The following is a 13,339-nucleotide window of genomic DNA, read 5'->3' on the forward strand; positions in this document are numbered from 1 at the left end:
CGTAAGTCGTCGGAACGGCGACTTACATGACGCGTTTAGCCTGCTCGTCCAGCAGTTGAGAGGTTATATCGGCCAGTTGCGGAGAAAGTTTACGTCTTTTTACGGCGCGTGACGGCGGTTGGCATAACGTGCAGACGAAATCGTGCTGCGGATGGTGCGCGTGGGTGATGAATGAGCCGCCGCAGCTATTGCAGGCGGAGAGCTGCAGCATACCGCTATCAACAAAGCGCACCAGCGTCCAGGCGCGGGTCAACGCCAGTAGCGGCGCTTCGCCCGCTTCTTGCGGACACTGTTCGAGGTACAGGCGATAGGCTTTGATCACCGCTTCCACTCCGCTGCATTTGCCGCTCTTCAGCAGGAACAAATAGGCGTTGTAGAACATCGACGAATGAATATTCTGCTCCCAGGTCATAAACCAATCGGTCGAGAACGGCAGCATCCCTTTCGGCGGCGGGCTTCCGCGCAGCTCTTTGTAGAGTTTAATTAAGCGCCCGCGGCTGAGCTGAGTTTCACTCTCCAGCATCTGCAGACGCGCGCCGAGAGATATCAGCTCCATGGCGAGCTGAATATCCTTCGCTTCCTGAACAATACTTTTCTCAGCCATTATCAAACACTTTTCTTCGCCGCAGCGCCTTCTTTGGCGCGGAGCTCTTGCAGCAGGTGACTGGAAAGCAGGATACCGGTATGGATCTGCTGGAGGTCATCAACGCGCGACTCTTTGGTCAATTGCTCGATAGTCTGATGGTCGCTGAAGCGCAGATTGCACACCAGCTGATTAGTTTCAGCCAGTTTCACCATCTGCGGTAACGTCAGCTGCGCCAGGGTATCAACCATGGTTTCGTCAATTCCCAAACGAAACATTGCGGATACTTTTTCATCGTTGATCAGCCGCTGTGCTAAAAATAAATACGACAGGTTGAAGTCATAAATATGCTTAAGTAATTCGGAGGTACCCATAATCCCTATCCCGATAAGCCATGTTAGAAAACATACACGGGGCGTGATACTTAATCGCCCGTGACCTCAGTTATTTCCCCAAGACGGCAATTAAAACGCTCACTCGCGATAGCTAAAAATTCAGCTAATCATCAAATTCGCCCCACTGTTAATAGTTTGTTACAGGTGCAAACTGGAGTGGAGGATGTAAAGAATTTGCTTCGAGAGAGTTGAATTGCCATGAAACTATTTTTAGAAATTCTATAAGAATATTCTTAAGGCGGCGCAACTCTACTCCCGAATCATTAGCACACACAATTAAGTATGGGGAAATTTTGAATATAATGAGATATAGATCACAAAAACAAAAAATAATACCGGTAACAACACCCCATTTCGATCACTTTATAACCAACATTCGATCATTTAACGATCACAAGTAAATGAATTATCTTAAAAAAAGTGTTATCAACCATTGCAATTAGTTTTTTCTGGCACATTTAGAACAAAAAAATAACATTATAAAAATTGAAGAATAAAAATCTGAACAAGCGTTAAATTCAACGTAAATCATTAGTTTTCACCGCAAAAAATAACCATGGTGTAATACAAGGATATTAGATCTAATACTCGGATGACAGTGACGGAAGGAGTATAAAAATTGAACAAAAACAACCTGGGTTAGCCTGTTTTTTCAGCTCAACCAATTGAGCAAGATGCGTTCAATTCACCCTATATCGCGACGCCTGACGCTATTTTTGCGCTCCTGCTCGTGGCTGAACGCCTCCAGATATGGATAAATTTTTTATAACATTTACGGCCTGACGTATTACCCCAAAGGGGTATTTTCCCGGGGTTATTTTTCTAACATTATTTTAACGAAACGGGCTTATTATCACGTTGTAATAATAAAAAATGAGAAGTAATTAACGGTGTCAAACCCTGGCATAAAGCCATCAGGAATATATTTTTTAGCCGCACCCTGACAGCAAGTTAATATTAATAAATAGATATATGAGGGTTTTTCATCCGACAATAAGCGCTCTATCGACCCGACTTCCCTCCCCCTTATTATTGGTAGGGAAAATGACAAGTTCATTTGCCTATCTGTAGTAAAGGAAAAATAGCTAGCGCTAAGCGCGTAATATCGCGGCTGGATCACATTTTATCGTAGCCGATCGCATTTTCATCACTTCCGCGTTCCGTTGGATTATGGGTTATGTTTAAATTAGCTAAACCGGTTTAATAAAGTTTAGCAAGAAGGAATTTCAGTATGACAAGTAAAGTATGGGTACTCGGCGATGCGGTCGTCGACCTGCTGCCTGAGGGTGATGGCCGCTTATTACAATGTCCGGGCGGCGCACCGGCTAACGTCGCTGTCGGCGTCGCGCGGCTTGGCGGCAATAGCGGGTTCATCGGCCGGGTTGGCGATGATCCTTTTGGCCGCTTTATGCGCCAGACGCTACGACAAGAGAACGTGGATATCCGCCACCTTTCTTTAGACCCCGCACAGCGCACCTCAACCGTCGTGGTCGCGTTGGATGAACACGGCGAACGCACCTTTACCTTTATGGTCCGTCCGAGCGCCGATCTTTTTCTACAACCAGACGATCTCCCCCCTTTCGCGGCCGGCCAGTGGCTGCACGTCTGCTCTATCGCTCTCAGCGCCGAGCCCAGCCGCAGCAGCGCCTTTATGGCAATGGAACAGATTAAACGCGCCGGCGGTAGCGTCAGCTTCGACCCGAATATCCGCAGCGATCTGTGGCAGGATCCCCTGTTGTTACGGCGTTGTCTCGAACAGGCGCTGGCATTGGCTGACGTAGTGAAACTATCGGAAGAGGAACTGGCCTTTATTAGCGGTGGCGACGATATCGCCAGCGGTATTGCGCGATTCCGCGAGCGCTTTCAGCCAAAACTGCTGTTGGTCACGCAAGGAAAAGCCGGGGTGCAAGCGCTGTTCCAGCAACAGCATATTCACTTCCCGGCCCGTCCGGTGGTCAGCGTTGATACCACCGGAGCCGGTGATGCCTTTGTTGCCGGGCTACTCGCCAGCCTCGCCGCTCACGGCTTCCCTGACGCTGTCGCCGCGCTGGAGCCAATCGTCGCGCTGGCGCAAACCTGCGGCGCGCTGGCAACCACCGCCAAAGGCGCGATGACCGCCTTACCGTACCAGGCCGATGTGAACCGCCAGTTTTAACGATGCAGGCAGACAAAATAATTAAAACGTTTTAGCAAAATTAGCAAAGCGGCGGTTCGGGGATTCGGACATCCCCAATTGCCCATGATGATGACAGACTTTGTAGAGGGTACTATGGATTTTCAACAGATTTCTCGCACGCTGCTGCCGCTGCTTGGCGGCAAAGAAAATATCGCCAGCGCCGCGCACTGCGCCACCCGCTTGCGTCTGGTACTGGTCGATGACGCGCTCGCCGACCAGCAGGCCATCGGCAAAATTGAGGGGGTAAAAGGCTGCTTTCGCAACGCCGGCCAGATGCAAATCATCTTCGGTACCGGCGTGGTCAATAAAGTGTATGCCGCCTTTATTCAGGCAGCCGGTATTAGCGAGTCGAGCAAATCCGAAGCCGCAGATCTGGCGGCGAAAAAACTGAATCCGTTCCAACGGATCGCCCGCCTGCTATCGAACATCTTTGTGCCCATTATCCCGGCTATCGTCGCCTCCGGCCTGCTGATGGGATTGTTGGGGATGGTGAAAACCTACGGCTGGGTCGACCCGGGCAACGCCATCTACCTGATCCTCGATATGTGTAGTTCGGCCGCTTTTATTATTCTACCAATCCTGATCGGGTTTACCGCCGCGCGTGAATTCGGCGGCAACCCTTATCTTGGCGCAACCCTCGGCGGTATTCTTACCCACCCGGCGCTGACCAACGCCTGGGGAGTGGCTTCGGGCTTCCACACCATGAATTTCTTCGGCCTCGAGGTGGCGATGATCGGTTATCAGGGGACGGTGTTCCCGGTGCTGCTGGCGGTGTGGTTTATGAGCCTGCTTGAGAAGCAACTGCGACGCCTGATTCCCGACGCGCTGGATCTGATCCTCACGCCGTTCCTGACGGTTATTATCTCCGGTTTTATCGCCCTGTTGATAATCGGTCCGGCCGGTCGTGCCCTCGGCGACGGCATCTCCTTTATTCTCAGCACGCTCATTGCCCACGCCGGTTGGCTGGCGGGACTCCTGTTTGGCGGGCTGTACTCGGTTATTGTTATCACCGGTATCCACCACAGCTTCCATGCTATCGAAGCCGGGCTGCTCGGCAACCCGTCGATCGGCGTCAATTTCCTGCTGCCTATCTGGGCAATGGCTAATATTGCCCAGGGCGGCGCCTGTCTGGCGGTGTGGTTTAAATCCAAAGATGTAAAAGTGAAAGCCATTGCCCTCCCCTCAGCCTTTTCGGCGATGCTTGGCATCACCGAAGCGGCGATATTCGGCATCAACCTGCGCTTCGTTAAGCCATTTATCGCCGCATTGATTGGCGGCGCGGCGGGTGGCGCCTGGGTGGTCTCCATGCACGTCTATATGACCGCCGTCGGCCTGACCGCCATCCCCGGCATGGCTATCGTGCAGGCCAGTTCCCTGCTTAACTACATCATCGGGCTGGCTATCGCGTTTGTGGTCGCCTTTATCGTTTCGCTGACGCTCAAATACAAAACGGATGCTGAATAATGACGCAGCCTTCTTTGTTACCGGCGGTCCTGCAGGCCGTCATGAACCACCAGCCGCGCGCGCGGCGGGATGACCACTATCCGCAGTGGCATCTGGCGCCGGTATGTGGGCTACTGAACGATCCAAACGGCTTTATCCACTTCAATGGCCGTTATCATCTGTTTTATCAGTGGAATCCCCTCGCCTGCGATCATCGCTATAAAGGCTGGGGACACTGGAGTTCAGCGGATCTACTGCACTGGCGGCACGAACCGATTGCCCTGCTGCCGGATGCGGAGTACGACCGTAACGGCTGTTACTCCGGCAGCGCGGTAGATGACGACGGCGTCCTGACGCTGTGCTACACCGGTAATGTGAAATTTAACGATGGCAGCCGTACCGCCTGGCAGTGTCTGGCGACGCAAAATCCCGACGGTACTTTTCGCAAGCAGGGCCCGGTGCTGGCGCTGCCAGCCGGCTATAGCGGACACGTGCGCGATCCCAAAGTCTGGCGCGATGGCGATCGCTGGTTGATGGTGCTGGGCGCGCGCGATCTGGCCGACCGCGGTAAGGTACTGCTATTCAGCTCCGCTGATTTGATGCAGTGGAGCAGCCATGGCGAAATTGCCGGTAGCGGACTTAACGGCCTGAACGATGGCGGCTATATGTGGGAATGCCCGGATCTGTTCCCGCTCGGCGACCAGCATATTTTACTCAGTTGCCCACAGGGGCTACCGCGAGAAGCCCAGCGCTTCCTGAACACCTATCCGGCGGTCTGGATGCACGGGCATTTCGACAATGCTGACGCGACTTTTAGCCACGGCGCGCTCGAAGAGCTGGATAGCGGCTTCGAATTCTATGCGCCGCAAACCACCCTGGCGGAAGATGGTCGGCGCCTATTGGTTGGCTGGATGGGCGTTCCCGACGGAGAAGAGATGCAGCAACCTACGCGAGCCCACGGCTGGATCCACCAGATGACCTGCCTGCGGGAACTCAGCTGGCGCCACGGCACGCTATATCAAAATCCCGTACGCGAACTGGCGGCGCTGCGCGGCGAGGCGCAAGGCTGGCAGACCGAACCGCTGGTGCTGCAGCCGATGGAACTGGCCTTCGAGGTCATGCCAGGCGATGCGCTGAGGCTGGATTTCGCAGGCGCGCTGCAGCTTTCGCTGGACAGTCGCGGCGTACGCCTGGCCCGTCGAAGCCTGGTAGCTGATACTGTCGATTACCGTTACTGGCGCGGCTCGGCGCATAAACTGCAGATCCTCATCGATCGTTCCAGCGTCGAAATTTTTATTAATGATGGCGCCGGGGTGATGAGCAGCCGCTTCTTTGCGGATTATCCTGGAAAACTGGTATTCAGCGGCGCGACGCCGGGGGCATTCTGCTGCTGGCCGCTGCGGCCATGCATGGTAGAATAAGCGTTTTGCTTTCAGGCGCCTGGCTCGTGATGAAACCCAAACGCATTACCATAAAAGATATCGCCGAACTGGCTGGCGTCTCCAAAGCCACCGCCAGCCTGGTCTTGAACGGTCGCGGCAAAGAGCTGCGCGTGGCGCAGGAGACGCGTGAACGGGTGCTGGCTATCGCCCGCGAGCAGCACTACCAGCCGAGCATTCACGCCCGTTCACTGCGCGATAGCCGCAGCCATACCATTGGTCTGGTGGTACCCGAGATCACTAACTATGGTTTTGCCGTTTTTTCTCACGAGCTGGAAACCCTGTGCCGCGAAGCCGGCGTACAGCTGCTTATCTCTTGCACCGATGAGAATCCCGGCCAGGAGAGCATGGTGGTCAATAATATGATTGCCCGTCAGGTCGATGGCCTGATTGTCGCCTCTTGTATGCACAGCGACGCCGACTATCTGAAGCTCAGCGAACAGCTGCCGGTGGTGCTGTTCGATCGCAATCCAAACGATAGCGCCCTGCCGTTGGTGATGACCGATTCACTGGCGCCGACGGCGGAACTTATCGCCCGTATCGCCGGCCAACACCCGGATGAGTTCTGGTTTCTCGGCGGTCAGCCGCGGCTCTCGCCTTCGCGCGATCGGCTGGCCGGATTTAGTCAGGGATTAGCCCAGGCAGGGGTTGAGTTACGCCCGGAATGGATCATCAACGGCAACTATCACCCAAGCTCAGGCTATGAGATGTTTGCCGCGCTGTGCGCCCGCCTCGGGCGGCCGCCTAAGGCGTTGTTTACCGCCGCCTGCGGCTTGCTGGAAGGGGTACTACGCTATATGAGCCAGCATAACCTGCTGGATTCCGGGATCCATTTAGCCAGCTTCGATGACCACTATCTGTATGATTCGCTGTCGCTGCGCATCGACACCATCCAGCAGGACAACCGCCAGTTGGCCTGGCACTGCTACGATCTCATCAGTCAGCTGATCGATGGTAAAACGCCACAGCCGCTGCAGCGTTATCTGCCCGCCACATTGCAAATGCGTTATCAGCCCGCCAGATAATAACGGGCCTGGATCGTGGTTCAGGCCCGTGCCGTTAACGGTTAATTGTCATCAGAAAGGTTTCGTTGGCAGATATTTTCCATCGAAGGTGATCACCGCGCGATGTCCGCCTTCCGGATCGCTGACCTTTTTCACATCCAGCTTAAAATTAATCGCGCTGATGATCCCGTCGCCAAATTTTTCATGAATGAGCGCTTTCAGGGTGGTGTCGTAGACCTGCAGCATTTCATAGAAGCGATACATCGTCGGGTCCGTTGGTACGCGGTCTTCAATAGAACCTCTGACCGGGATGGTTTGCAGCAGCAAAATATCATCGTCGCTGAGCTCCAGTTTTGCGCCTACCATTTTCGCGACTTCGGCAGGCAGCGGATGCTGGCCCAATAGCGCGGCCGTCACGAAGGCTTCTGATAAACCGGTGCCTTCAACAAGCTGTGCAAAGGAGAGATCCTTTTTGGCTTTAATCAGCAATATTTTGTTCGCTAACTCCAGACGAACTTCGCGGCTAACTTGAGACTGAATCATGGTGTTACCTCGTTATATCGTAGTGAAATGAAATGACTAACCGTAAACCGGCACCGCTCGGGTATCCGGATGACCGGCCAGCGAAATAAAAGCTCTGGCATTGCCGTCATAGGCGGCAATCTCTCCCGTTTCAATGTCATACACCCAGCCGTGTAGCGCCAGACGTCCTTCCTCAAGCGCCAGACGCACCGCCGGATGGGTTTGAATATTCGCCAACTGGGCAATCACGTTTTCATGCACCATCGCCGCGGTTTTGGCCTGCGGGTCGCGATGCTCGCGGGCATCGTTCACCACTTTTGCCGAATCCGCATATTGCAACCAGTGCTTAACGGCGGGGACATGATCCAGACAGCTACACTGCGCAATCGCCGTCATCGCCCCGCAATCGGAGTGACCGCAAATCACAATATCCGTGACCTTCAGGACGGCAACGGCATATTCCACCGATGCCGACACGCCGCCGGGCTCCGGACCGTAAGAAGGGACGATATTGCCGGCATTACGGATGACAAATAGATCGCCGGGTTCTCGCTGGGTAACCAACTCAGGAACCATCCGGCTATCGGAGCATGAAATAAACAGCGTACGGGGGCTCTGCCGGGAGGCTAAACTTTTAAACAGTTCAGCGCGTTCAGGAAATGCATCACGTTGAAATTTAAGAAAACCATCAATGATTTCTTTCATGATAATGTCTACCTCGCTGTGGAATGTCAGGGAGGTTACGCGCCGCGTGGCATAAAATAAAAGTCTTGTTTATAATCAAATTCATTCAAAAAACTTATGAGTTGAACGTGTGAATATTCGCTATGTCAGATATTTCCTCGCCGTCGCCGAACATCAGGGCTTTACCCGCGCGGCGGAAGCCCTGCACATTTCGCAGCCTGCGCTCTCACAGCAAATCAGGATGTTAGAAGAGAGCCTGGATGCGCAGCTTTTTGACCGCAGCGGCCGGCATATTCACCTGACAGATGCAGGTGAGGTGTTTTTGCAGTATGCGCGCCAGGCATTTCAACTGCTGGATGAGGGCCAACGCGCCATTCATGATGTCGAAGACCTCAGTCGCGGTTCTCTACGCATTGCCGTGACGCCCACCTTTACTTCCTATTTCGTCGTCCCATTAGTAGCGGAATTTCATGCGCGTTATCCGCATATCACGCTGGATATACAGGAGATGTCGCAGGAGAAAATGGAAGGTATGCTGCTGGAAAATGAGCTGGATATTGGTATTGCCTTTGCTGGCGGAAGTGCGCCGGACATCGTTTCCACCCCATTGCTACAGGAGGTGCTGGCGCTAGTTGTCGCGAACCATCACCCGCTGGCCCACGAAGACTCCCTTTCGTTGAGCCAGCTGGCCGCGGAGGAGTTTATTCTGCTTAATCATCATTTCGCCACCCGGTTGCAAATTGACCACTGCTTACAGCAAGCCGGTTTCCACCCGCAGGTGACCATTGAAATGCATTCGATCAACGCCATCCTCGATATCATCCAGCGAACCCAATTAGTCTCCATTCTGCCGCTGAATGTCGCCGCCCAGCGTACCGGCCTGATGACCCGATTGCTTAAAGAAGCCGCGCTTGAGAGAACCGCGGTGTTAATGCAGCGCAAAGGCGCCCGGCCAAAAGCTGCAGCGCGGATTTTCGCCGAAATGGCCCAGCAGCTGGCTGCCCGAATAGAAAGTTAAGCGTACGATGGCGCGGCCAGTATCTGGCCCGCCTCCTCCCTTCTGCAACAATCTTACCGTAGCCAGTATGACCATTTGCGCAAAACAGATTTCCCGCGATTGGCATACTGAAATTGTTAACAATATGTATAATTTTATCTGCTAAGCGGTATTCATTATTCCGGCTTGAACGTCAGCATTATTTTCATCCTACCTTATTCCCCCTGACAAGGAATTGACAATGAGTGAACGCTCTCATGACCGAGGTAATAGCCTTGCGATGGTCATATATAATCTACTCAATCCGGTGCCTTACGGCTTTTTTATCGCCGGTCTCATCTTCGATATTATTTATCTCTACAGTACGAACGTGATGTGGGGAAAAAGCGCCAGCTGGCTTATTGCCCTTGGCCTTATTTTTGCCATCATTCCGCGATTGATTAATCTGGCGCAGGTGTGGTTTTTTACTCCTCGACGCCCGGCGGCAAAAATTGATTTCTGGCTAAACCTTATCGCTATTATTGCCGCGTTGGTAAACTGTTTTGTTCATAGCCGCGACGCCTGGGCGATTGCGCCGCAGAACGTAATCTATTCATCGATTACCGTTATCTGCCTGCTGGTCGCCAATATTATCAGCTCCACTTGCCTGGCTAATAATAAGGGGATTCGCCATGAATAAATTACTACTGCCCCTGCCCGTTATGCTCGCCACGGCGCTTGCCCTGTCCGGATGCGATGAGAAAGCGAAACTTAGCCCGGATCAGCAGGTAGGGCCCGATCCCGTAATGCCGAAGGCCCAGGATTTCCTGATGCCGCCGATGCAGGTTCCCCGCGGCGTGGGCTGGAAGACAGATGGGCAACCGGCGGTTGCCCAGGGGCTGAAAATAGAAAAAATAGCCGATGGATTCCTGCATCCCAGAATGGTCTATGTCCTGCCAAACGACGATGTACTGGTCGTTGAAAGCAACGGTCCTGGCGAGGAGCCGCTGACTACGCCGAAGCAGCTGATTGCCGGGATAGTGAAAAATCAGTCAGGCAAAGGTGGAAAAGGCGGGAATCGCATTACGCTATTGCGTAAAAACGCCAGCGGCTGGGAAAAACATATTTTCCTTGAACACCTGCACTCGCCTTTCGGTGTCCAGCTGATTGGCGATAATCTATACGTCGCCAATACCGGCAATATCATGCGTTATCACTACCAGCCGGGGGCGACACATATCAGCGATGCGGGGAGCGAGCTGGCTGACCTGCCCAGCACCGTCAATCACCACTGGACCAAAGCGTTACTGGCAAGCCCGGATGGTAAGAAGCTGTATGTGGGCGTCGGCTCGAACAGTAATATCACCGAGAATGGGCTGGATATTGAATATCGTCGCGCCACCGTTCTGGAGGTTGATACGGCAACCGGTGCAAGCCGTATCTTCGCCAGCGGTATCAGGAATCCTACCGGACTCGGCTGGGAACCGCAGACGGGCAAGCTTTGGGCCATTGCCAATGAGCGCGATGAGATCGGCGCCGACCTGGTGCCTGATTATTTAACTTCGGTGCAGGATGGCGGATTTTATGGCTGGCCGTGGAGCTATTTCGGACAGCATGTGGATCGCCGCGTACAGCCGCCGCGCCCGGACATGGTCGCCAAAGCGATCAAACCGGATTATGCCCTGAGTTCCCACGTTGCGCCGCTGGGAATGCTGTTTTATACCGGAAAAATGTTGCCGCAGACCTATCAGGGCGGCGTGTTTATCAGCGAACATGGCAGCTGGGACCGTTCGCCGCTGAATGGCTACAAAGTCAGCTTTGTCGCCTTTAAAGACGGCAAGCCGGTCGGTAAACCTGAGAGCGTGGTCACCGGCTTTGTCTCCCGCGATGAGAAAGAACTGTACGGCGCGCCGGTCGGACTCGCGCAGGATAACGAAGGAGCGTTAATCATTGCCGACGATGTCGGTAATACCGTCTGGCGCGTCAGCGCAAAATAAAATATAACTATCAATTATCCGGCTTCCCGCAGTCAGGGAAGCCTTTTTTATATCCTGAGAATCATTATCCATAGATATTGCCGGGAATAATTCGAGAAACAAAGTGATAAGCTGTGACATCAGGACCGCTATTGTAGTCGGCTACACCAGAACAGGTTGCTGAGAAACATTCATCATCAATGAGACGTAAAACAGATGAACCATTTATCCGCAATCAGAACCTTCGTCAGCGCCGCCGATCATCAAAGTTTCAGTGCCGCCGCCAAATTCTTAAATATCGAAGTATCCACCGTCTCTCGCCATATTTCCGAGCTGGAAGCGTATTTACAGGTGACGTTGTTTAACCGCTCTACCCGCGGATTAGCATTAACCGAAACCGGAGCATTTTTTTACTCGCACGCCCAACAACTGTTATTACAATGGGAGGAAACCCGCCAGTTAACTTCCGCACTGGATAAACAACCTTCCGGCCTGCTGCGGTTAAGCGTACCCAGTACCTTTGGCCGTCTGCACGTGATGCCTTTTGTTGATGAATTTCTTCGCCTGCACCCCAACATTTCGCTGGATATCAGTTTTAACGATGAAGTGCAGGATCTGATTGAAGCGCGCATCGACCTGAGTATTCGCATTGGCATTTTGCCTGACTCCTCGATTCATGCCCGTAAACTGGCTTCGCAGACGCGCTCAGCCTGGGCCAGCCCGCAGTGGATTGCGGAAAACCGCCCTTCTGCCACGCCGGGCGCCGACCAGCAGCAGATCAATATCGTGATGTTTTCTCGTCTGCATGGCGCCGGTTGGTATACCCGTAAGACGGGTTCAGAAGATGAATGGCAGCGCATCCCGATTCACTACCGACTGAGCGTTAGCGATAGCGCCGCCATGCTTTATGCCTGCGTCAATCACACCGGGATTGCGATTTTACCGAACTGGCTATCGCAGCAGGCTGAAGAACAAGGGCTCATTCAACGGGTATTCCCGGAGTGGGAATTTAGTATGTTCCCTAGCGAAACCGCCATCTGGATGCTGTACCCACAAAACAGGAGAGTACCGCATAAAGTCCGAGCCTTTATCGACTTTATGGTTGAAAAGATTGGGATGCCGCCCTACTGGGAGAAGGCGGATAATTAAAACAAAGAGAGCCGGAATTCCAGCGGGGAGCGTAAACCGCTCACTACGGAATATGTATAATTGGCCTCATCGAGGCCAATCTCACCATTAAAACAATATTCGTCATCATAAAACAGGTATGGTCGCAATCAACATTCATGGCTAATAATTACCCACCCCTCCTCAAACTATTTACTGCAAATAAAGACGCATAATGCGCTCAAGCTAAATTTTTATGTTAAATATTGAGATATTTCTCGAGAAACGTCTCATTTTAACTTTCGCATAACGACATTATACTCCCCTGTGTTTTAAACCTAACCAGGAGAAATTTCATGTTGCTTTTCAAAGAAAAAATAAAACCATTGCTTGTCGCTATCCCCCTGATAATGTGTTTGCCGCAAAGCGCAGTAGCCAGAGACCTCGCCGGATGTAGTATCAAGAAACAGAAAATTCAAACACAAATCCGTTATGCCAAAGAGCATCATAATAATTACCGGGTTGCTGGCCTGGAGAGAGCACTCAGAAGAGTAGAAGCGAACTGTAGCGATGAATCTCTGCGCTGGGAACATGAACAAAAAATCAGAGAAAAACAGCAAAAAGTCAGTGAGCGAGAATTTGAACTTAAAGAAGCCAAACGTAGCGGGGATCCGAAGGACGTGAACAAAAAGCTAAAAAAACTTAACCAGGCTCGAGAAGAACTCGCCGAGTATCAGCAGTCGCTTTATCCATAATAGTAACTTCAGCGAGAGCAGCACGTTGCAGCGATCCGCGCTGTCACCCTAAGTATTCAGTATCAATTTGACTATTGGATATCGCCAGTACCAGCTTTTTGCTTTCGCTAAGTGGATATTCCCACACCATAAATAGGACTATTTTGAATAACCGCAAGAGGCGTCCTATATCTTTTGCTCTGTTACCGCCGTACTATCGTTAGTATAAAAGCGGCAACTTAGCTTTCAGTAGCCAATAAGCCAAGAAAACTCAATGTTTTATTATGTAATAAGTAACCG

13 protein-coding genes are annotated in these 13,339 nt (G+C 52.4%); 9 read left to right on the forward strand and 4 right to left on the reverse strand.

Annotated elements, in window-relative coordinates; all coding sequences use genetic code 11:
* Positions 1-22: 22 nt before the first annotated feature.
* Positions 23-604 carry a flagellar transcriptional regulator FlhC gene (gene flhC, locus PGR23_RS08190; protein ID WP_045397765.1) on the reverse strand — a complete coding sequence of 194 codons (582 nt, stop codon included), beginning with the start codon at positions 602-604 and terminating at the stop codon, positions 23-25.
* Between the two features lie 2 nt (positions 605-606).
* Positions 607-957 (reverse strand): flagellar transcriptional regulator FlhD, encoded by a 351-nt coding sequence (gene flhD, locus PGR23_RS08195; RefSeq protein WP_015367348.1) that lies wholly within the window; start codon positions 955-957, stop codon positions 607-609.
* Positions 958-2,209: 1,252 nt separating this feature from the next.
* Here flhD and PGR23_RS08200 point away from each other — a divergent pair.
* From PGR23_RS08200 to PGR23_RS08215, 4 genes are all read left to right on the forward strand, one after another.
* A complete protein-coding gene (locus PGR23_RS08200; RefSeq protein WP_047043704.1) occupies positions 2,210-3,133 on the forward strand; it encodes an aminoimidazole riboside kinase in 924 nt (307 codons plus the stop codon).
* A 114-nt stretch (positions 3,134-3,247) separates the two neighbouring features.
* Positions 3,248-4,618, forward strand: a complete 1,371-nt coding sequence (locus tag PGR23_RS08205) for a sucrose-specific PTS transporter subunit IIBC (RefSeq protein WP_059355841.1) — start codon at positions 3,248-3,250, stop codon at positions 4,616-4,618.
* Positions 4,618-6,018 carry a sucrose-6-phosphate hydrolase gene (locus PGR23_RS08210; protein WP_047043708.1) on the forward strand — a complete coding sequence of 467 codons (1,401 nt, stop codon included), beginning with the start codon at positions 4,618-4,620 and terminating at the stop codon, positions 6,016-6,018. Before PGR23_RS08205 ends, PGR23_RS08210 begins: the two co-directional genes overlap by 1 nt.
* Before the next feature lie 29 nt (positions 6,019-6,047).
* Complete coding sequence (locus tag PGR23_RS08215; RefSeq protein ID WP_045397754.1) at positions 6,048-7,061, forward strand: LacI family DNA-binding transcriptional regulator; 1,014 nt, start codon at positions 6,048-6,050, stop codon at positions 7,059-7,061.
* A 51-nt stretch (positions 7,062-7,112) separates the two neighbouring features.
* Here PGR23_RS08215 and cynS read toward each other — a convergent pair whose 3' ends face one another.
* Both cynS and PGR23_RS08225 read right to left on the reverse strand, forming a co-directional pair.
* Entirely contained in the window at positions 7,113-7,583 is a 471-nt protein-coding gene (gene cynS, locus PGR23_RS08220; protein WP_045397751.1) for a cyanase, read from the reverse strand.
* A 36-nt stretch (positions 7,584-7,619) separates the two neighbouring features.
* Complete coding sequence (locus PGR23_RS08225; protein WP_045397749.1) at positions 7,620-8,267, reverse strand: carbonic anhydrase; 648 nt, start codon at positions 8,265-8,267, stop codon at positions 7,620-7,622.
* Between the two features lie 109 nt (positions 8,268-8,376).
* Between PGR23_RS08225 and cynR the strand changes: the two genes are divergently transcribed.
* The 5 genes from cynR (at position 8,377) to PGR23_RS08250 (ending at position 13,060) form a co-directional block, all read left to right on the forward strand.
* Positions 8,377-9,264, forward strand: coding sequence for a transcriptional regulator CynR (gene cynR / locus PGR23_RS08230; protein ID WP_047043712.1), 888 nt, complete (start codon positions 8,377-8,379; stop codon positions 9,262-9,264).
* A gap of 220 nt (positions 9,265-9,484) precedes the next feature.
* Positions 9,485-9,922: a DUF2231 domain-containing protein gene (locus tag PGR23_RS08235; protein ID WP_045397745.1), complete on the forward strand. Its 438-nt coding sequence runs from the start codon at positions 9,485-9,487 to the stop codon at positions 9,920-9,922.
* Positions 9,915-11,219 carry a PQQ-dependent sugar dehydrogenase gene (locus PGR23_RS08240; RefSeq protein WP_289576940.1) on the forward strand — a complete coding sequence of 435 codons (1,305 nt, stop codon included), beginning with the start codon at positions 9,915-9,917 and terminating at the stop codon, positions 11,217-11,219. The genes PGR23_RS08235 and PGR23_RS08240 overlap by 8 nt, the downstream gene beginning before the upstream one ends.
* Positions 11,220-11,414: 195 nt before the next feature.
* Positions 11,415-12,347, forward strand: a complete 933-nt coding sequence (locus PGR23_RS08245; RefSeq protein ID WP_396279785.1) for a LysR family transcriptional regulator — start codon at positions 11,415-11,417, stop codon at positions 12,345-12,347.
* 314 nt (positions 12,348-12,661) lie between these two features.
* Positions 12,662-13,060, forward strand: coding sequence for a DUF1090 domain-containing protein (locus PGR23_RS08250; RefSeq protein ID WP_064590745.1), 399 nt, complete (start codon positions 12,662-12,664; stop codon positions 13,058-13,060).
* The last annotated feature ends 279 nt before the right edge of the window (positions 13,061-13,339 follow it).

The organism is Klebsiella sp. 141162, assembly GCF_050600755.1.
In the GTDB taxonomy this organism is placed as follows: domain Bacteria; phylum Pseudomonadota; class Gammaproteobacteria; order Enterobacterales; family Enterobacteriaceae; genus Klebsiella; species Klebsiella aerogenes.

What these genes read in the sequence shown, in the direction of transcription:
- flhC (WP_045397765.1), bottom strand. Translation starts at nt 604, where the DNA reads ATGGCTGAGAAAAGTATTGTTCAGGAAGCGAAGGATATTCAGCTCGCC.
- flhD (WP_015367348.1), bottom strand. Translation starts at nt 957, where the DNA reads ATGGGTACCTCCGAATTACTTAAGCATATTTATGACTTCAACCTGTCG.
- PGR23_RS08200 (WP_047043704.1), top strand. Translation starts at nt 2,210, where the DNA reads ATGACAAGTAAAGTATGGGTACTCGGCGATGCGGTCGTCGACCTGCTG.
- PGR23_RS08205 (WP_059355841.1), top strand. Translation starts at nt 3,248, where the DNA reads ATGGATTTTCAACAGATTTCTCGCACGCTGCTGCCGCTGCTTGGCGGC.
- PGR23_RS08210 (WP_047043708.1), top strand. Translation starts at nt 4,618, where the DNA reads ATGACGCAGCCTTCTTTGTTACCGGCGGTCCTGCAGGCCGTCATGAAC.
- PGR23_RS08215 (WP_045397754.1), top strand. Translation starts at nt 6,048, where the DNA reads ATGAAACCCAAACGCATTACCATAAAAGATATCGCCGAACTGGCTGGC.
- cynS (WP_045397751.1), bottom strand. Translation starts at nt 7,583, where the DNA reads ATGATTCAGTCTCAAGTTAGCCGCGAAGTTCGTCTGGAGTTAGCGAAC.
- PGR23_RS08225 (WP_045397749.1), bottom strand. Translation starts at nt 8,267, where the DNA reads ATGAAAGAAATCATTGATGGTTTTCTTAAATTTCAACGTGATGCATTT.
- PGR23_RS08235 (WP_045397745.1), top strand. Translation starts at nt 9,485, where the DNA reads ATGAGTGAACGCTCTCATGACCGAGGTAATAGCCTTGCGATGGTCATA.
- PGR23_RS08240 (WP_289576940.1), top strand. Translation starts at nt 9,915, where the DNA reads ATGAATAAATTACTACTGCCCCTGCCCGTTATGCTCGCCACGGCGCTT.
- PGR23_RS08245 (WP_396279785.1), top strand. Translation starts at nt 11,415, where the DNA reads ATGAACCATTTATCCGCAATCAGAACCTTCGTCAGCGCCGCCGATCAT.
- PGR23_RS08250 (WP_064590745.1), top strand. Translation starts at nt 12,662, where the DNA reads ATGTTGCTTTTCAAAGAAAAAATAAAACCATTGCTTGTCGCTATCCCC.